At 33.9% G+C, this 19,417-nt stretch carries 17 protein-coding genes; 4 read left to right on the top strand and 13 right to left on the bottom strand.

Going from position 1 to position 19,417, the window contains the following annotated elements:
• Positions 1-141: 141 nt before the first annotated feature.
• The 4 genes from QQM35_RS03320 to QQM35_RS03305 all read right to left on the bottom strand — a co-directional run bounded on the left by QQM35_RS03320 (position 142) and on the right by QQM35_RS03305 (position 5,662).
• Positions 142-1,686 carry a BCCT family transporter gene (locus tag QQM35_RS03320; protein ID WP_342610582.1) on the bottom strand — a complete coding sequence of 515 codons (1,545 nt, stop codon included), beginning with the start codon at positions 1,684-1,686 and terminating at the stop codon, positions 142-144.
• 1 nt (position 1,687) lies between these two features.
• Entirely contained in the window at positions 1,688-2,995 is a 1,308-nt protein-coding gene (locus QQM35_RS03315; RefSeq protein WP_342610501.1) for an NtaA/DmoA family FMN-dependent monooxygenase, read from the bottom strand.
• A 418-nt stretch (positions 2,996-3,413) separates the two neighbouring features.
• The gene (locus tag QQM35_RS03310) at positions 3,414-4,142 is read right to left on the bottom strand and encodes a hypothetical protein (RefSeq protein WP_251521537.1); all 729 of its coding nucleotides are present in this window, start codon (positions 4,140-4,142) and stop codon (positions 3,414-3,416) included.
• Between the two features lie 389 nt (positions 4,143-4,531).
• The gene (locus tag QQM35_RS03305) at positions 4,532-5,662 is read right to left on the bottom strand and encodes an MFS transporter (RefSeq protein ID WP_251521540.1); all 1,131 of its coding nucleotides are present in this window, start codon (positions 5,660-5,662) and stop codon (positions 4,532-4,534) included.
• A gap of 137 nt (positions 5,663-5,799) precedes the next feature.
• On the opposite strand from QQM35_RS03305, the gene QQM35_RS03300 reads away from it, so the two are divergent.
• A complete protein-coding gene (locus QQM35_RS03300; RefSeq protein WP_251521551.1) occupies positions 5,800-6,630 on the top strand; it encodes a LysR family transcriptional regulator in 831 nt (276 codons plus the stop codon).
• A gap of 68 nt (positions 6,631-6,698) precedes the next feature.
• On the opposite strand, the gene QQM35_RS03295 is transcribed toward QQM35_RS03300, so the two are convergent.
• A complete protein-coding gene (locus QQM35_RS03295) occupies positions 6,699-6,869 on the bottom strand; it encodes a hypothetical protein (RefSeq protein WP_251521598.1) in 171 nt (56 codons plus the stop codon).
• Positions 6,870-7,099: 230 nt separating this feature from the next.
• On the opposite strand from QQM35_RS03295, the gene QQM35_RS03290 reads away from it, so the two are divergent.
• The gene (locus tag QQM35_RS03290; protein WP_251521601.1) at positions 7,100-7,600 is read left to right on the top strand and encodes a GNAT family N-acetyltransferase; all 501 of its coding nucleotides are present in this window, start codon (positions 7,100-7,102) and stop codon (positions 7,598-7,600) included.
• A gap of 40 nt (positions 7,601-7,640) precedes the next feature.
• Here the strand turns inward: QQM35_RS03290 and QQM35_RS03285 are convergent, their stop codons facing one another.
• From QQM35_RS03285 to rpmH, 8 genes are all read right to left on the bottom strand, one after another.
• Positions 7,641-8,204 carry a helix-turn-helix domain-containing protein gene (locus tag QQM35_RS03285; RefSeq protein ID WP_251521604.1) on the bottom strand — a complete coding sequence of 188 codons (564 nt, stop codon included), beginning with the start codon at positions 8,202-8,204 and terminating at the stop codon, positions 7,641-7,643.
• A gap of 170 nt (positions 8,205-8,374) precedes the next feature.
• The gene (locus QQM35_RS03280; RefSeq protein ID WP_251521606.1) at positions 8,375-9,835 is read right to left on the bottom strand and encodes a carbon starvation CstA family protein; all 1,461 of its coding nucleotides are present in this window, start codon (positions 9,833-9,835) and stop codon (positions 8,375-8,377) included.
• Positions 9,836-10,021: 186 nt separating this feature from the next.
• Positions 10,022-10,858: a ParB/RepB/Spo0J family partition protein gene (locus QQM35_RS03275; RefSeq protein WP_251521610.1), complete on the bottom strand. Its 837-nt coding sequence runs from the start codon at positions 10,856-10,858 to the stop codon at positions 10,022-10,024.
• 46 nt (positions 10,859-10,904) lie between these two features.
• Positions 10,905-11,627: a 16S rRNA (guanine(527)-N(7))-methyltransferase RsmG gene (gene rsmG / locus QQM35_RS03270; RefSeq protein ID WP_251521621.1), complete on the bottom strand. Its 723-nt coding sequence runs from the start codon at positions 11,625-11,627 to the stop codon at positions 10,905-10,907.
• Positions 11,628-13,505 carry a tRNA uridine-5-carboxymethylaminomethyl(34) synthesis enzyme MnmG gene (mnmG, locus tag QQM35_RS03265; protein ID WP_251521623.1) on the bottom strand — a complete coding sequence of 626 codons (1,878 nt, stop codon included), beginning with the start codon at positions 13,503-13,505 and terminating at the stop codon, positions 11,628-11,630.
• 15 nt (positions 13,506-13,520) lie between these two features.
• Positions 13,521-14,900, bottom strand: a complete 1,380-nt coding sequence (mnmE, locus tag QQM35_RS03260; RefSeq protein ID WP_251521938.1) for a tRNA uridine-5-carboxymethylaminomethyl(34) synthesis GTPase MnmE — start codon at positions 14,898-14,900, stop codon at positions 13,521-13,523.
• Between the two features lie 159 nt (positions 14,901-15,059).
• A complete protein-coding gene (gene rnpA, locus QQM35_RS03255; protein WP_285813503.1) occupies positions 15,060-15,404 on the bottom strand; it encodes a ribonuclease P protein component in 345 nt (114 codons plus the stop codon).
• 169 nt (positions 15,405-15,573) lie between these two features.
• On the bottom strand, positions 15,574-15,711 hold the full coding sequence (gene rpmH, locus QQM35_RS03250) for a 50S ribosomal protein L34 (RefSeq protein ID WP_000240855.1): 138 nt from the start codon (positions 15,709-15,711) through the stop codon (positions 15,574-15,576).
• A gap of 690 nt (positions 15,712-16,401) precedes the next feature.
• Between rpmH and dnaA the strand changes: the two genes are divergently transcribed.
• Positions 16,402-17,766, top strand: coding sequence for a chromosomal replication initiator protein DnaA (gene dnaA, locus QQM35_RS03245; protein WP_251521626.1), 1,365 nt, complete (start codon positions 16,402-16,404; stop codon positions 17,764-17,766).
• A 244-nt stretch (positions 17,767-18,010) separates the two neighbouring features.
• Positions 18,011-19,141 (top strand): DNA polymerase III subunit beta, encoded by a 1,131-nt coding sequence (gene dnaN, locus QQM35_RS03240; RefSeq protein ID WP_251521628.1) that lies wholly within the window; start codon positions 18,011-18,013, stop codon positions 19,139-19,141.
• Positions 19,142-19,417: the final 276 nt, after the last annotated feature.

Raw genomic sequence — 19,417 nt, 5'->3', positions numbered from 1 at the left:
AATCCTTGTTCTCAAGTATAATCAATTTTATAAATGATGTATAGAGCTTTTTTCTTTTAATTAACTTATATAAATTAAATACGTTGTTTTATACCTTTACCTTAGTGGGATATATGCACTTTCTCGTAATATTTATCTCAATTATTTATTTTCACTATCTTTTATAATATTCTGTCTAATCGCTAGTTTGTGCGCAATTTTCGGAGCAGTCCAAATGACAGGCAACATAATTAACGAAATAGGTACAGCTGTCACGATAATAAATGACTGAATCGCACTAATACTACCTTCACCGATATTGATGAGGATGATTGAAATCACTGCCATTATCACAACCCAGAACAAACGGATAATCTTCGGAGGATCGCCTTCACCTGTTACAGACATTGAAATAGAATAGGACATCGTATCTGCTGTCGTAATAACAAAGATTAACGTTAGTAAGAGCAATGCGACGACTAACACCACACCTAAAGGTAAATGAGTAGCAATGGAAATCACGGCTGCAGGTAGTCCATTGTCATTTAACGGATTACTGATGGTCCCACTTTTCTTAATCTCGTAAAATAATCCACTACCACCTAAGATAGTAAACCAAATGTGCGAAACAACTGCTGCCACGATAGATACAAGTATAAATATTTCACGAATTGTACGACCTCGAGAAATACGAGCAACAAGCATACCCATGAGTGGTCCATAACCGATAAACCAACCGAAGAAGAACAACATCCATGTGCCAGCCCATTTGTCATCTCCTCTAAACGTTCCTATTTCTAAAAATTTCGTCAGATAGACACCATAGGAAGAAATAAATGTATCAACAATAAATCTTCCTAGGCCAATTAGCACTATAAATACTGCAACTGCAATTGCTAACCAAACGTTCACTTTACTTAAAAATTGAATTCCTTTTTCAATTCCTGTCATTGCTGAGATAGACACGATAATCATCAACCCAACGACAGATAATATTTGCGTTACAATATTATCAGGAATTCCAAAAATGCTATGTAGCCAATAACTAAACTGAAAACCGAAAAATCCAATTGTGCCGATTGTACCTGCAACAGCACCAATAATACAAAATACATCTATAAGCGAACCCACTTTATTATTTTCGATTTTCTGACCAAATATTGGAAATAACAATGTTCGTGGTCGCATTTTCAAACCTTTATTATAATGTGCATACATGATAATGATTCCGCTGACCGCACCATAAATAGCCCAAGCCGTATAACCCCAAGAGGTAAAGCTTTGTGCCATAGCAGCCGGTATTGCTGCTTTACTTTTATTATCAATACCTGATCCCATCGTCGGCGGTACATCAATAAAGTAATACATCGGTTCAGCCGCAGCCCAGAAAATCGCTCCAGCTCCAAGTCCAGACGTAATAACAATCGCTGCCCACTTAAAATAACTCATTTCTGGTTGAGATACATTGCCTAATCTCACACGACCATAACGAGAAAATGCTAAAAACAGTCCTACTGCAAACGTCACAAGTAACAACACTTGCCAAAATGCACCAAAATAACTAATAGATAGTTTAAATCCTTGATTAACTACATCCGATGTTTCTTTAGTGAACACAATTGACATGATTACAAATAATACAAGTAGCCCTCCACTTATTAAAAATACGGGCCAATCTAATTTTGATTTCCAATTTGAATTTTTAATGTTAATTTACCTCTCTCTTAAACCTTGCTCTCAAGGTCTTTTCTTTATATTCTGTTCTAAATAACCCACGTTCTTGTAAAATCGGTATCACTTTATCGATAAAATTTTCAAACATATCTGGATATGTAGGTGGCATTAATATAAAGCCATCGCATGCACCCGCTTCAAACCATTGCTGCATCGTATCTGCAACCATCACAGGATCTCCTACAATCGTTTTATGTCCCATCCAAGTATTAACCCTCTGCAATAACTCACGTAACGTAAGATGTTCTGTTTCAATCACGTGACGAATCGCTTCATATCGAGCTTTAGATCCTACTTTGACAGTTAAATCTTCATACGGTGGTAAAGATGGGATTGGTTCATCCATCTGCCATTGCGAAATATCCTGACCAATACTGCGTTCAATTTGTAATAATTTATCTTCGTTATCGACAAATTGATCCAGTTCATTTACTTTTTCCTGTGCTTCTTCAACAGTATCCGAAACATATACTGTTAACCCTGGTAAAATAAGTGGCTTATCTTTTGGGTCACGATACTTCTGAGTTCGTTCAGTTAAATCTTTAGAAAATGCTTTGGCATCACTTTGATTCCATGCGATTGAAAAGATAACGTCGACTTGCTTAGCAGCGAGCTCTCTCCCTGGGATAGAAGTACCAGCTTGGCATAACAACGGATACACTTGAGGACTTGCAGGCATATTGAGCGGCCCATTTATTTGAAAGTATTTACCATTGTGATTTATTTCTTCTAGAAATTGTGCATCTATGCCCTGACCAGTATCTCTATTATGAATTAATGCCCTTGGATTAAAAGAAGTCCATAATTTCTTTAACACGGTGACAAATTCTTCTGCTCGTTCATATCTTTCTTGTAGTGGCGGTAATTGCGCCATCGAATGATTTTGACCTTCAACATCCATTTGCGAAGTCACAATATTCATACCAGCCCGACCATGACTAATGTGATCCAAACTTCCTAAAAGTCGTGCGACATTATACGGATCATAAAATGTGGTAGAAACTGTCCCTATTAAACCAATATATTGCGTGTGTTGTGAAATTGCAGTAAGTGTTGTTAAAGGCTCTAAAAAATACGAAAGATGTCCAGTACTTTCTCCTGATACATATTGTCCATCTGCTAAAAATATCGCATCAAGACAACCTCGTTCTGCCATTTGAGCAATTTCAATTTGATATTCTATATCTCCAATTCTTTCAATTGGAGAATCAGTTAATCTCCAAGATGCTTGATGTAATCCAGTACTATAAATAAGTGAAGCTAAATGCATTTGTGTTCCCATAACTACCCCCATGCTTGATCACCAAATAAAAACTTATTTATAGTCTAACAAAACTAAGATATAAATAAAGATTTATTTAAAGACTTTTTATTTTTTGAATGAATTTTCTCAAAATAATGTGACCTCGAATGTTATTACTAATAAAATGCAATATGAAACTCCCTCCACTAGCAGTATTTTAAATAACTACTAGGAAGGGAGTCTTATTTTTTATTAATTTGAGGGGTGTTTTTTATTAGGGTGTTAAAATGTCTATAAATCTTCTTTAGTAACGGATCTAGGGACAATTATCCGTTAAAGTTCTATATTTCCCGGGTTAAGTTCGAACAGACTTAACCGTAGCGATTTTAAAAATATATGGAGAATGAACTTGAGTCTATATTTCACTTTATGACTTTTGAATTATAACGCTTAAAACTTACCACCAACCGTTAGCTTCACGGAATTCAATGGCCGCTTCGATAGAACCATAACGTTCTTTAGCGTAATTAATCATACCTTTTGTTTGTGTTTCTACTGAACCAGTTCCCCAAGATTCCTTGGTTTGACCTAACCCTTTATATCCAGCTGAGTTTACTGCATCTGGGTCTCCACCTGATTCAGGTAAAACGATGCTTTCCCATAATTCTTTAGTACCACCTGCAGCGATAAATTGACTGTATACTGAATCTGAGCTATCGCTACTTGAATCAGTTGAATTTGATGAATCTGTAGAGTCTGAACTGTCACTGTTAGAATCTGAAGTGCTTGAACTACTTGTTGAATCTGATGATGTTGAATCACTGCTATCATCACTTGAATCAGATGATGACGTTGGAGAAGTGCTATCAATATCAGATGATGCATCGTCTGAAGATGACTGATCTTGTTGTGGTGCTGGAGTTGGGGTTACATTATTTTGCTTTTTATCATCTTTTTTATTTTCAAATTTTACATGTTTAGGTTGATGCTTATCTTGTTGATTTTGCTTAGCATGATAATTTTGATGTTCTGCTGATTGACCTCTTTGCTCACCTTGTTGTTGTGCAACTTGTTTTTGAGCTTGGCCTGGTGCACAATTATTTTGTTCAGCGTGTGCTGCGTTAGCACCTACACCAGTAGCACCTAATGAAATTGTTGCTATAGTAGTTAAAATTGTTTTTCTCATAATTAAAATCCTCCCAATACAGTTTTGCAAAAGCAAAGACTGTACTTTTAAAAATTTCTAATTAAATAATTAGATGATGTTGAATACTATACAGCAGATTTTAATTTCATAGGTTACAGCAAATTAATAAAACCGTCTCACAACGTGTTAAAATCAAGACAAAGTTTACAGTAGTATGCTAAAGCACACCTCTAATTGAAATATATTCTCAGTCTCAGTACCTACAAAATATTCTGAAAACTAACGCTCTCAAGGCCTTTTGTACTGTCACCATTTTGCAATCATTTAGTTACATTGCAATATGTTAGCAATAGAAATTACCTTCTTTACCTGATTTTTATGATAATAACGCATTGATTTGTAGGTAAAATGTCCTGTAAAACCTATATTTACGCTTTCATACGCAAAGTTATTGCTTGTATTGTCACACCAATAATAAGAACAACTACCATCATATAAATTAAAAATAGAACATTTGTAGTCGCTAATAATCCTCCCACACTTGCACCGATAGAACTTCCTAGATAGTTAATCGAACTATTTAAAGCTACCACCGATCCTCTATGGTCAGGATTATTTTGGATAAGAATATGCTGTTGCGGTGCTTGAGTAGCCCATCCCATTGCTCCCCATATTAAAAACGGAATGAAACAAATTACAGGTAAATTAATTAGCAAAGGAATTAACCCAATACTTAACGCAAGTACGACTAATATCATCAACATCAAAAGTCTTGTATTTTTATATTTATCAATAACAACACCGATACCCATACTGCCTATAAGACCACCAAGCCCCCAAACAGTTAAGAATATGGATATATGTTCACTCGATAAATAATAGTTAATAATATTGGAAAGATAAGTATACAAACCTAAACTCGCAACTGCAGCACATAAAGTTACAGAAACCACACGTAATACTTGAGGTTTAAAAAATAATGAAAATCTATCTTTCAAGTTGGGTGGAGCTGGTAATTTAAAATTCGGTAATAATAAATATATTAATATGAGGGAAACTATACTGATAAATACAATAACACCTATTGCAAATCTCCAATTAAAAAATGATGTTACTTGTAACCCTAAAGGAACACCTATTACGGTACCCACACTCATACCACCAACAATAAATGCTAGTGCTTTACCTTTATGTTTTTGATCAACTAAATAAGCACCTGAACTGACTGCCATAGGTGAAAAGAGACCTGCGCCCACACCTGCCAATCCTCTCGAAATAATATACATGGTATAATTTGGCGAAAACATTGTCATTAGATTTGCTAGACCAAATATAATCATTGCTAATATTAAGATATCTTTTACTTTAAACTTTGCTAATAATGTTGAAAAAATGGGTGCAGATAAAGCAAAGGAAAAAGTAAAAATAGATACACCCTGTCCAATTTGAGCACTGCTTTTGTTAAAACTCTTACTCATATCAGGCAACAATCCAGCGACAATATAGGCATCCATACCTAGAGCAAACATTCCTAATGCTAAAAACCATACTTTCTTCATACGATTCATCCTTACTACATAAATATTTAAGGCTTTCTTATTAACAACCTTGAAATTAGCGTAGTATGATAAAGTAGCATACGGAATAATAAATATATTAAGAGATGTATTAACCAAAAGTTAAAAGAGGGATTTCAATGAATCTAGAATATATTGAAAGTTTTATAGCGGTAGCCAAATTTCAGAGTTTAAATTTTGCTTCAGAACAATTGAATATCAGTACACCTGCTTTAAGTAAACGCATCAATCATATTGAAAACTATTTTAATTGCAAATTGTTTGAACGTACGCGTAAAGGCGTATTTCTTACTAGTAAAGGTGAAGTAGTACTTGAGAAATTAACTAAAATACAACTTGAGCTCACTGAATTAAAAAATTATACCGCTTCCCAAGGTTCATCTGTTTTACGTTTAGGCGTTTTACCCAGTTTCGCTATACGTTATCAACAATTACTCGAAAATAATGAGATAACTAAGCATTTAACGGTATTAGTAGAAAGCAATACTCAAAGTTTAAAGGAAAAACTCCATGATGGATTCATTGATGCTTTCATTGGTGATATATCATTCTTAACTGAAGAACCACTGTTTCATAAATCCTTATATCAAGAAAAGTATGTAGTGATGTATTCAGATAAAAAACAACTCACCGGTTCACCGTCAATTACTATTGAAGCATTACAATCAGAAAATTTACTATTATTAAACCCACCGTGTGATACAGCTACATTTATTCAAAACCAACTCCCTCATCAACATAAAAATATTAACTTTAAAAATGATTTTGAATCTTTAATTGCGAGCGTTAAAAATTCAAAAAACATAACGGTTTTCCCTGAATCTTTAAAAATGCGAACTACTCATATGAATCTGTTCTATAAAACATTAAGCAACTATGCACGAAATATAGGGATTGCTTCATACAATCAAGATACTGTGGAAAAATTAACCAAAATATTAAATATTTAGAACCAAAACAAGCAACAAAGCACCATACGTCGAGTGCCTTGTTGCTTGCTTTATGTTTATACCTTATTTTATTTTTCTTCTAATTCCTGATTCGCTTTAAACAGTTCATCTAAATTATTTGTTGTCATTGCACTGCCTTCATTTAATTCTTTAAAGTCGTTATATAAAGCTTTAAGTTCTTTATATGAAGATTTTGCTTGATCAGCCATTAATGAGTTTAAGAATAATTTAAATAACACAAATGAAGTGCCTTTAAAGTTTTTAAATAATTTTGCAGGGCCCGTTGTTGTAACTTGAAAGCCTTGATGTCTAATTAATTGATGTAATTCAATATAGGCTTTAATTGTTGATATTTAACCTCTAAAATATCATTATTTTGTTTTTGGAATTCCGAGTGTTATGATTGGATAAAATTAGACAATTATTATTAATGGAATAACCCGCAGTATATATAAAAGGAGTGAAGCGGATGGATTTTTATACTAGAGATTTAATGAAATCAGATATTGAAGATATTCATGAACTATATTCTTCACCAAAAGTGACACAATATCTAACTTGGGACATACAAAGTTACGAAGAAACAGAACAATTGATTGATACCATTTTAGAGAAATCTTCTGAATGGATTTACAATGTAATTGTAGATGCAGATACTGATAAAGTAATTGGTTCAATCGAACTTATACATGACAAAGCAAATAACAGTGCTGAATTAAGCTTTATTGTACATCCTGAATATTGGGATCACGGTATCGCTACGAGTATGTCACAAACAATCATTAAATATGGCTTCAAAGTATTAAAATTAAATCGAATTTGGAGCGCTATTGATGCAAGAAATGTAGCTGGAGGTATTGTGCTACAGAAAGCTAACATGAAACACGAAGCGGTTTTAAGACAAAATATACAACTTGATGAAGGATATAGAGACACACTCATCTTCAGTATTTTAAAAAGTGAATTCTAACGCATAAAAAGAACGCGACCAATAGCCGCGTTCTTTCTTTTTATATATTTGATAAGTAAATACTTATTAAAGCAATGATTATGATAGTGCCTACGAATCCTATAAAGCTAAGTGTAAATGTTAATTTATTTCTTCGTTCAGTTGATTGAACATTATTCGGATTTTCTCCATTCATATAAGCTACAATTTTATCATAAGTTTCAATATTATGATCTTTTTTAATTTTTTCCACTTTGAATGAAGCACACATTCCCACAATGAATAAAGCTACTATAAATAACATTCCTAAATTTCCAGAAGACATAATAGCTGGTCCTAGCAGTACTGCTCCCAATAAAAACGTTATTAACATCAAATACGTCCAAAATTTAAGATGAGATTGATTTAATTTCTTTTCCATGATTTCCAAATCTCCTTTAACCAAGTTATCTAAAGAAACATCAAATATAGAACTTAGTAAAAGTAAATTATGCACATCGGGATAACTTCTATCATTTTCCCAATTAGACACAGTTTGGCGAGAAATATACATTTTTTCGGCTAAATCCTCTTGTGATAAATTGTTTTTCTCTCGATACTTTTTAATTTGTGTGCCTAAGTTCATATTCTATGCCCCTTTAATTTGAATTTAATTTGAAAATCATACTTAGGCTATCAAACTTTGTTTACATTTGCACGATTTACATTGTCAAAATGCTTTTACATATGACTATAACAAGGTTTTAAGACATCCTTCATTCAAGGGAGGATTTAAATCACTTTGCTTCTAATACTCTATGTCGCTCTAAATTTGCCAGGTTGTTTTATCACATAATCGAGTTCGAATTGTACGCCTGATGTACGTTTTTTATACTGGTAAGCAAAATAGCCGATCCACATTAAAGTTAATATAAAGCCAAGTATATAACTGAGATTGAGATCTAAACCGAAACCTATTTTTTGACTCAAAATGTAAGTAAAGATATTCCAAGTCATAAATACGGCTGGAATGGCTGCCACCCAGAAATTCTTCTTAGCGATTAAGAGGTACATCGCCCCGACCCATAAGGCCACAACGGCTGTCGTTTGATTTGCCCATGAGAAATAACGCCATAATATCGTGAAATCTACTTGAGTTAATACAAAGCTAATAATAAACAACGGTGTTGCAACGACAACTCTATTTAACATGCTTTTTTGACTATAATTTAAATAATCTGCAATAATCATTCTTGCACTACGGAAAGAAGTATCCCCACTTGTGATCGGTAAAACGATTACACCTAGCACGGCAATCGTACCAAATACTGAACCAAGTAATAACGTAGAAGCCTTGCTTACAACTAACGCCGCTTCACCTTTAGCAAGAACCTCATTTAAACCATCATACCCATGGAATAAACTCATACCAGCTGCTGCCCAAATCATCGCAATGATACCTTCAGCAATCATCATACCGTAGAAGATAAAACGTGCGTTCTTCTCTTTTTTAGTAGTACGAGAAATGATCGGTGTTTGTGTAGCATGGAAACCAGATAAAGCACCACATGTAATAGTAAAGAATAATAATGGGAATATAGGTGCGCCATCTGGATGCATATTTTTAAAGCTAAGCTCGGGAATTGGTGCTCCAGTTTGAATTAGACGGAACCCTACACCTACCGCACTAATTAATAATAAAGCTCCAAATATTGGATAAATACGCCCAATGATTTTATCGATTGGTAAAATCGTAGATAAAATATAATATACGAAAATCACAAAGATAATAATCCCTAATGCCACTTTGCCATCAAATAAGTTATGTAATAACAATGCTGGGCTTGTTACGAATACTGTACCTGTCAATAACAATAATAAGATAGAGAAAATATTTACGAAGTGCTTCATCAATTTACCTAAAAATTTCCCGGCTAATTCAGGTAAATGTGCCCCTTTATTACGAATTGAAATCATCCCAGTCAAATAATCATGAACTGCTCCTGCAAAGATACAACCTACAACAATCCAAATAAAAGCGACTGGACCATACAATGCCCCCATAATTGGTCCAAATATCGGTCCTACCCCTGCAATATTCAATAATTGAATTAATGAATTAGATGATGTTTTCATCGGTAAATAATCGACATTATCTTGTTGGTCATATGCTGGTGTCGGTCTGTCATCTTTCGTACCGAACATGCGATCAATATACTTACCATATGTGAAATACCCCACGATGAGTAAAATAATAGATACGATAAAAGTAATCATATTTAAATCTCCCCTTTAAAATGTAAGCGTTTTCTTAATTTAATCACAATTTTAAAGTTTTCACAATATTGAAATTATTAAATTTGTATTAGATTGAAACATAAAAAACTCGTCAAATTCGAATAAATCCGAATCGACGAGTTTATATTACAGTACTATTTTTACAATTTAAGACTGTCCGACGTATTATCTTTTGTATAATTTTATCTTTATTTCATAATAGTCATCATACTCTTTTGCACGTTGTTCAACATTGACACCACTTTTTTCAATGGCTTCAATGCTTTTACCTACTTCTTCACGTGCAGCAGTTAAGTCCTTAGCAAATTCAAATTTCTGAGCTTTGACTTTTTCCGGGCCTACTTTTTGTTTTACACGTGCTTCTGTTTGTTTAACATTGAGATTTTGATTAATAATGATTTCTACAATCTGTTCTTGATCTTCTTTTTTTAAACTGAGTAAAGCGCGTGCATGACGTTCAGTGATTTTAGCTTCACGTAACCTTTGGATAACTTTAGGTGCTAATTTCAACAATCTCAATTTGTTTGCGATGAAACTTTGACTTTTACCTAGACTTTTAGCAAGTTCACTTTGCGTTGTATCACCGATATCTAGTAATTTTTTATATGCTTCTGCTTCTTCAACAACTGATAAGTTCTCGCGTTGAATATTTTCAATTAAAGCTACAACCGCTGTTTCTTCGTCATCTAAGAATCTAATAATCACATCAGCATAAGATTTGTTTAAATGCTGTAATGCTCTAAATCGACGTTCACCCGCTATAATCTCAAACATATCTTCTTCAATTGGACGAACGACAATGGGTTGTAATAAACCATGTTCTTCTATTGATTCTGCAAGTTCTTTAATCTTATTTGGCTCAAATACTTGTCTAGGTTGATAACGGTTTGGCACAATGCGTTCAATGTGAATAGATTCTACATTGTTATAATCTTCTTCAACATAGCCAGCAATGTCATCCTTATTTTTTAAACCAAATAATTTAGAAAAAGGTTTTTTCATTTTCAACACGCGCTCCCTCTAAATTAATCGTTTCACCATATCCTCACTATTTTAATAGTGGAGACTTATTTGGTGTGCCCGGTTTTCTTGGATATTTTTTTGGCGTGAGACTACGCTTATCAATCTTAATCATTTGTCTTTCACCAGCATCCTCTGGTAACTCATAAGACACTGTATCGTTTACTTTACCGCCGAATACACCTATACCGAAAGCTGCTTCTTCTAATTCTTCAGCGCCTTTAGATGATTTTAAGGCGATAAATTGCCCGCCTTTCTTTACTAATGGCAGACATAATTCACTCAATACTGAAAGTCTTGCCACTGCTCGTGCGGTAACTATATCATAAGACTCCCGGTAGTCTCCTTTACCAAATGTTTCTGCACGATCATGTATAAAATGTACATCATTTAAATCTAAAGCGTCCGCTAGTTGATTCAAGAACTGTATCCGTTTATTTAAAGAATCGACAATCGTTACCTTTAAATTTGGATAAATAATCTTTAACGGAATACTTGGAAAACCAGCACCAGCACCCACGTCACATATCGTTAGTGATTGCGTTAAATCGATGTCCGTATAAAAACTTGGTGCAATCGAATCATAAAAATGTTTCAAATACACTTCATGTTCTTCAGTAATACTTGTTAAGTTCATTTTTTCATTCCATTCGACAAGCATTTGATAATACGTTTGAAATTGTTGTTGTTGTTCTGAAGTTAATTCTATACCGTGCGTGCTTAATTGCTTAGTTAACCATTGTACAGACATTTAATTATTCACCCTTTGAATTTTACCTTGTTCTAAAAATACAAGTAAGATTGAGATGTCAGCCGGATTTACCCCAGAAATACGTGAAGCTTGTGCGATATTTAACGGTTTTACTTCTGCTAGTTTTTCACGTGCTTCTGTTGCTAGGCTATCGACTTGATCATAGTCCAAGTCTTCTGGAATTTTCTTTTCTTCCATGCGTTTTACTTTTTCAACTTGTTGTAATGATTTATTGATATAACCTTCGTATTTTGTTTGGATTTCTACTTGTTCAGCAACATCTGAAGGTAAATGTGGTTCTTCTTCTAAAATATCTAATATCACATCATATGTCATTTCTGGACGGCGTAATAGTTCTAACGCTAAAATACCGTCTTTCAAACGCGATCCACCTTGTGCTTCAATGATTTCTTGTACGCGATCTTTTGGTTTAATGCGAATACCTTGTAAACGTTCTTGTTCTGATTTTATCATTTTTCTCTTCTCATTAAAACGTTCATAACGTTCTTCAGAAATCAATCCAATTTCATGACCTAAATCAGTTAAACGTAAATCTGCATTGTCATGTCTTAATAATAAACGATACTCTGCTCTAGATGTTAATAAACGGTAAGGTTCATTTGTACCTTTAGTTACTAGGTCATCTATGAGCACACCGATATACGCATCTGAACGACTTAAGATAACTTCATCTTTACCTAGCACGCGTCCTGCTGCATTAATACCAGCCATAATACCTTGGCCAGCCGCTTCTTCATATCCGGAAGTTCCGTTAATTTGACCAGCTGTATATAAGTTTTTGATCTTTTTAGTTTCTAATGTAGGCCATAATTGCGTTGGAACAATTGCATCATATTCGATTGCATAGCCTGCGCGCATCATGTCCGCTTTTTCTAAACCTGGAATCGTTTCTAACATTTGACGTTGTACATGTTCAGGTAAACTTGTAGATAAACCTTGCACGTAAACTTCATTCGTATTACGTCCTTCAGGCTCAAGGAATAATTGATGACGTGGTTTATCATTGAAACGAACAAATTTATCTTCAATTGATGGGCAATATCTTGGACCAGTACCTTTTATCATACCTGAATACATTGCTGATAAATGTAAATTATCATCAATCACTTGATGCGTATCTCCATTTGTATAAGTTAACCAGCATGGTAATTGATCTAAAATATATTCAGTTGTTTCAAAACTGAATGCTCGACCAACATCATCACCAGGTTGGATTTCCGTCTTAGAGTAGTCTATTGTCTTAGCATTAACACGTGGTGGCGTACCAGTCTTGAAACGTACAACATCAAATCCTAAACTTCTTAAGTTATCTGCTAATGAAATAGATGGTAATTGGTGGTTTGGACCACTTGAGTATTTCATATTACCGAGGATGATTTCTCCACGTAAAAATGTACCTGTTGTAACAATAACAGTTTCTGACCAATACTCAGTACCAATGTTTGTACGAACACCTTTAATCACATCATCTTCAATGATTAAGTCGTCTACCATACCTTGCATAATATCTAAGTTATCTTCGTCTTCAATAACTTTTTTCATTTCTTGTTGATATAACACTTTATCTGCTTGCGCGCGTAATGCTCTAACTGCTGGGCCTTTACCCGTATTTAACATACGCATTTGAATATGCGTTTTGTCGATTGTTTTAGCCATTTGGCCACCTAGAGCATCAATTTCACGTACGACAATACCTTTTGCTGGTCCACCAACTGACGGGTTACAAGGCATAAATGCGATATTATCTAAGTTAATTGTTAACATCAACGTTTTAGCGCCGCATCTTGCAGATGCAAGACCAGCTTCAATCCCTGCGTGACCGGCTCCTATTACTATTACATCATATTTTTGAGCCATAATTTTTCCTCCTTTTTATTTACCTAAGCAAAATTGACTAAATAGTTGATCGATTAATTCCTCGCTCGCTGATTCTCCGATAATTTCGCCTAAAATTTCCCAAGTTCTCGTCAAATCAATTTGAACCATATCCATTGGCACACCTGATTCGGCTGCGTCAATTGCATCTTGTATACTATGTCTAGCTTGTTTAAGTAATGAAATGTGTCTTGAATTAGAAACGTAAGTCATATCTTGATTTTGGACATCTCCACTAAAGAATAAGTCTCTAATTTGTATTTCTAATTGATCAATACCTTCTTGTTTTAACATAGAAGTTTGAATCAATGGCATATCGCCTATCATTTCCTTAACTTCATCTATATCTAAATTTTGTTCTAAATCCATCTTATTGACAATAACAATGGCATCTTCGTTTTTAATTACTTCATATAATTTACGATCTTCTTCAGTTAAACCTTCATTATAATTAATTACAAATAAGATTAAATCCGCTTCACTTAATGCTTTACGGGAACGTTCCACACCGATACGTTCTACGATATCTTCAGTGTCACGAATTCCTGCTGTATCAACTAGTCTTAGCGGTACGCCTCGTACATTGACATATTCTTCTAATGTATCTCTTGTTGTCCCTGCAACTTCAGTTACAATCGCTTTATTATCTTGGATAAGATTGTTTAACATGGAAGACTTCCCGACGTTTGGTTTACCTACAATGACCGTTGATAAACCTTCACGCATTATTTTACCTTGTGTTCCTGTCTCTAGTAACTGATTTATTTCTTGTTTAATTTGATTAGACTGTTTTAGTAAAAATTCATTCGTCGCATCTTCCACATCATCATATTCTGGATAATCTATATTTACTTCAACTTGTGCAAGAATTTCGAGAATGGATTGTCGCTGTCGCTTAATCATGTCACTTAAACGACCTTCAATTTGGTTCATAGCAACTTTGGATGCACGATCCGTTTTAGAACGTATGAAATCCATGACTGCTTCAGCTTGTGATAAATCAATACGACCATTTAAGAATGCGCGTTTCGTATATTCACCAGGTTCAGCCATACGTGCACCGTGCGTCATCGTCAATTCTAATACCCTATTAATAGTTAAAATACCACCGTGGCAGTTTATTTCTACGATATCTTCTCGTGTGAATGTCTTGGGTGCTCTTAATACAGACACCATGACTTCTTCGACAACTTCATTCGATTCTGGGTCGATGATATGGCCATAATTAATCGTATGGGTTGCAACGTTTTCTAGACTTTCTTTACCTTTATACAATTTGTCTGCAATATTAACGGCCTCATTACCTGATAAGCGAACAATACCAATCGCCCCCTCACCCATCGGGGTAGAAATGCTCGTTATCGTATCTAAATCCATCATCATTCTCGCCTCCTTGCGTCAAAATAATCATTAAAATATTGTATATAAAATTACAGTTAAAAGCGAATAAATTGTTTGCAAAACATACCATGTTAGACTTAGGGTTGTCTGAGGTAAGACTGACGTAGGTCTAATAATACGCCTCCCCTACCCTATTTATATGCGTTTATTAAAAACCTTAGCTATTTTAAGGACATGTTCCAAACTTGATTGTATTTGAATCGTATTCATATCTTTTGCAGGTTGTCTAGCAATCACAATAATTTCAATTGGAATAATATCATTTTTATGAACTTTAAAGTTTTCACGAATTGCTCTTTTTATTTTATTGCGTACAACAGCATTTCCTAATTTTTTCGAAACACTAATACCTAATCTAAAATGTTCTAAATCTTTATTCGTTTTAGTATAAATAACAAATTGTCTATTTGCGACAGATTTCCCTCTTTTATAAATCATTTGGAAATCACTATTCTTTTTAATTCGATATGCTTTTTCCAACGAACATCACTCGCTTATCTCCATATTTACATTCTATTATAATGTAAATGTTGGTTCCTTCTATAGTAAATATCTTTCATTTAGGTCTGAAAATAAACAATCTTTATTAAAAAACTGGATTTTTACTGCTTTTCAAACCAAAAAAAAGACCACTGATGAGTCAGTGATCTTATGCTGATAAAACTTTACGGCCTTTACGACGACGACGCGCTAATACTTTACGGCCATTCTTAGTGCTCATGCGTTTTCTGAAACCATGCACCTTACTATGTTTACGTTTATTTGGTTGATAAGTACGTTTTACCATGTAAAAACACCTCCATCTTATTATTCGATTCTTTAACTATTATTATAGATAAATGCGTATACAAGTCTGCTTTTATTCTTGATTTAACTTCATTAATAATTAGTCACGATTCAAGCAACTACTACAATATAACAAAATCTATTTTATAAAGCAAGGTCATTTTTTCTAAAACTTTCACAAAACCACTGTAGCCATACGATTTTATCCCTATTTTTTTCAACAGCGAGCTTACATTTTCTAAGGAAGTATAAGTAATAATTATAGTATATACATTTTTCATGCATATACTATAAATTATTTCCCAACCGTACAAAAGCAATCATTTCTGATATACTACTAACTTCGGCTAAGTTATCCACTTATTCACAGATATTCTTCAAAATTTTGTGGATAAATATATTATTATACACAACTCTCCACATCGTTTAGGAACATATTCACAGTCATTTGACATCTATGAATGTTAAAAAGTATAATTGTGTGGATAAGTCGTATAATCACTGATACATATAGGGTCTATTATATTGGTTTATATACATATGCCTGTGTGTAACTTTAAAAAAATAACTATTTATCCACTGATTGTGTGTATCTTGTGGATAATTGTCAACAACATGTTATTTTTTCTATTCACACATGTGTGTACTGTGTATAACTTTTAAAATTTATTAAATATGGAGTTTGTTAATTATGTCAGAACAAGAAATATGGGAAAGAGTATTAAGTTTAGCTCAAGAAAAAGTAAGCTATCCGAGTTATCAAACCTTTCTAAAGGATACAAAGCTATATTCTTTAGAAAATGATGAAGCTATCGTTGTAATTGATGATCCATTTGTAGCCAACTGGTTGAAATCTCATTACGTAGAAATAATTCAAACCGCATTATACGAAGCAATCGGACACGAAATCATGCCTGTCTTTTACTCAGAAGATGAATTAGCAAGTATGAATTCAAAGGGCAACACATCTCCAGCACCACAACAAAAGGAAGAATCAGACAACAATGGTGTAGACGAAGCATCTGTAAGTGGCGATCAATTCAATACGCATAACACATTTGAAACGTTCGTTATCGGGCCTGGCAACAGATTCCCACATGCCGCGAGTTTAGCCGTTGCCGAGGCACCCGCCGAAGCATATAATCCACTATTCATTTATGGTGGCGTTGGACTTGGCAAGACACATTTAATGCATGCAATCGGTCATTACGTATTAGCTAATGATCCCAATGCCAAAGTAATTTACACCTCAAGTGAAAAGTTCACGAACGAATTCATCAAGTCAATACGAGATAATAAAACAGAACAATTTAGAGAAAAATACCGTAATATCGATGTTTTACTTATTGATGATATTCAATTTATTCAAAACAAAGAGCAAACCCAAGAAGAATTCTTCCATACATTCAATGAATTACACCAAGCGAATAAACAAATCGTTATTTCAAGTGACCGACCTCCAAAAGAAATAGCAAAGTTAGAAGATCGTTTACGTTCAAGATTCGAATGGGGCTTAATCGTTGATATTACGCCACCAGATTATGAAACAAGAATGGCAATTCTTCACAAAAAAATTGAAGAGGAAAACTTAAACATTCCTTCTGAAGCACTTAATTACATTGCAAATCAAATTCAATCAAACATTCGTGAATTAGAGGGTGCTTTAACACGTGTATTAGCATTTTCGAAGTTACAAGGACAACCTATCACAACAGAACTTACAGCCGCAGCTTTAAAAGATATTATCCAAGCACCTAAATCTAAGAAAATTACAATTCAAGATATACAAAAGATTGTCGGCCAGTTCTATAACGTGAAGATTGAAGATTTCAGTGCAAAGAAACGTACAAAATCTATCGCATATCCACGTCAAATTGCAATGCACTTATCTCGTGAGTTAACTGATTTCTCACTACCGAAGATTGGTGAAGAATTTGGTGGTCGTGATCATACAACTGTGATTCATGCACACGAAAAAATTGTCAAAGATATGCAAAATGATGCAACATTCAAACAAGAAGTTGAAAATTTAGAAAAAGAAATTAGAAATCAGTAAAAAACCTGTACTATAACAGATTAAATTACTGATTTTGAGGAATAGAAAAAAAGAAATAGTTTTTAACAATTGTGGATAATGTGAAAAAGTCATACACACTATAAACAGGTTATCCACAGCAAATAATAGTTGTCACTGTTGAATTTTATTGGGTTATCCCGTAATCCACAAGACCTACTACTATTACTACGAATTTAAAACCTATATAATTATATATAAACGACTGGAAGGAGTTTATTTAACGATGGAATTCACAATTAGAAGAGATTATTTTATTAATCAACTTAACGATACATTAAAAGCCATCTCACCAAGAACAACATTACCGATTTTAACTGGTATTAAATTAGATGCTAAAGACAACGAAGTGATACTTACTGGTTCTGATTCTGAAATCTCAATTGAAATCACTATACCAAAACAAGTAGACGGTGAAGATATTGTTGAAATTTCAGAAACTGGTTCAGTTGTACTTCCTGGTCGTTTCTTCGTAGATATTATTAAAAAATTACCAGGTAAAGATGTAAAACTTTCAACAAATGCACAGTTCCAAACACTTATCACATCAGGCCATTCTGAATTTAACTTAAGTGGTTTAGATCCAGATCAATATCCTTTACTACCACAAGTATCACGTGATGATGCAATTCAATTATCAGTAAAGGTATTAAAAAACGTGATTGCACAAACGAATTTCGCAGTGTCCACCTCAGAAACACGCCCAGTATTAACAGGGGTTAACTGGCTTATACAAGATAATGAATTAATATGCACTGCAACCGATTCACACCGCTTGGCTGTAAGAAAAGTTGAATTAGAAGATGAGACTGAAAATAAAAATGTCATCATTCCTGGTAAAGCTTTATCTGAATTAAATAAAATCATGTCAGATAGTGACGATGACATCGATATTTTCTTTGCTTCAAACCAAGTTTTATTCAGAGTAGGCAATGTAAACTTTATCTCTCGTTTACTAGAAGGTCATTATCCTGATACTTCACGCTTATTCCCAGAAAATTACGAGTTTAAGTTAGGAATCAATAACGGTGACTTCTATCATGCAATCGACCGTGCATCTTTATTAGCACGTGAAGGTGGTAATAACGTAATTAAGTTAAGTACAGGAAATGAGTTAGTGGAATTGTCTTCTACATCTCCAGAGATTGGTACTGTAAACGAGGAAGTTACTGCAAGTAATGTCGAAGGTGGCAACTTAAAGATTTCATTCAACTCAAAATATATGATGGACGCTTTAAAAGCAATCGATAATGATGACGTTGAAATTGAATTCTTCGGTACAATGAAACCATTTATCTTAAAACCAAAAGATGATGATTCAGTGACACAACTCATCTTACCAATCAGAACTTATTAATTTGAAATTGCCCATACTTAATCAATAAATTAATAACCAACTATAGGAGTGGGACAGAAATCGGATTTTCTAATAGAGATATCGTAGTCCCACCCGGCAATGATGACTAGGATTGAAAAAAGCTTGTTCTTAGCGCTTTTCAATTCAGACATCTACTACCAAATTGATAAAGAGTCTGAGACACCTATTTTTGTCTCAGGCTCATTTTTTATTAAAAATAATATGTAAAATTACATACCTTATTTAAATGCTACTGAGCGATTCACAGTGAGTCAT

It is taken from the genome of Staphylococcus hsinchuensis (genome assembly GCF_038789205.1).
Taxonomy (GTDB): domain Bacteria; phylum Bacillota; class Bacilli; order Staphylococcales; family Staphylococcaceae; genus Staphylococcus; species Staphylococcus hsinchuensis.
Note: the sequence above shows the minus strand (reverse complement) of the source record. Positions and strands in the feature narration are given on the sequence as shown.

Excerpts from the sequence above, each read along its gene's own strand:
- QQM35_RS03315 (WP_342610501.1), bottom strand. The coding sequence starts at position 2,995 with ATGGGAACACAAATGCATTTAGCTTCACTTATTTATAGTACTGGATTA.
- QQM35_RS03310 (WP_251521537.1), bottom strand. The coding sequence starts at position 4,142 with ATGAGAAAAACAATTTTAACTACTATAGCAACAATTTCATTAGGTGCT.
- QQM35_RS03305 (WP_251521540.1), bottom strand. The coding sequence starts at position 5,662 with ATGAAGAAAGTATGGTTTTTAGCATTAGGAATGTTTGCTCTAGGTATG.
- QQM35_RS03300 (WP_251521551.1), top strand. The coding sequence starts at position 5,800 with ATGAATCTAGAATATATTGAAAGTTTTATAGCGGTAGCCAAATTTCAG.
- QQM35_RS03290 (WP_251521601.1), top strand. The coding sequence starts at position 7,100 with ATGGATTTTTATACTAGAGATTTAATGAAATCAGATATTGAAGATATT.
- QQM35_RS03285 (WP_251521604.1), bottom strand. The coding sequence starts at position 8,204 with ATGAACTTAGGCACACAAATTAAAAAGTATCGAGAGAAAAACAATTTA.
- QQM35_RS03280 (WP_251521606.1), bottom strand. The coding sequence starts at position 9,835 with ATGATTACTTTTATCGTATCTATTATTTTACTCATCGTGGGGTATTTC.
- QQM35_RS03275 (WP_251521610.1), bottom strand. The coding sequence starts at position 10,858 with ATGAAAAAACCTTTTTCTAAATTATTTGGTTTAAAAAATAAGGATGAC.
- rsmG (WP_251521621.1), bottom strand. The coding sequence starts at position 11,627 with ATGTCTGTACAATGGTTAACTAAGCAATTAAGCACGCACGGTATAGAA.
- mnmG (WP_251521623.1), bottom strand. The coding sequence starts at position 13,505 with ATGGCTCAAAAATATGATGTAATAGTAATAGGAGCCGGTCACGCAGGG.
- mnmE (WP_251521938.1), bottom strand. The coding sequence starts at position 14,900 with ATGGATTTAGATACGATAACGAGCATTTCTACCCCGATGGGTGAGGGG.
- rpmH (WP_000240855.1), bottom strand. The coding sequence starts at position 15,711 with ATGGTAAAACGTACTTATCAACCAAATAAACGTAAACATAGTAAGGTG.
- dnaA (WP_251521626.1), top strand. The coding sequence starts at position 16,402 with ATGTCAGAACAAGAAATATGGGAAAGAGTATTAAGTTTAGCTCAAGAA.
- dnaN (WP_251521628.1), top strand. The coding sequence starts at position 18,011 with ATGGAATTCACAATTAGAAGAGATTATTTTATTAATCAACTTAACGAT.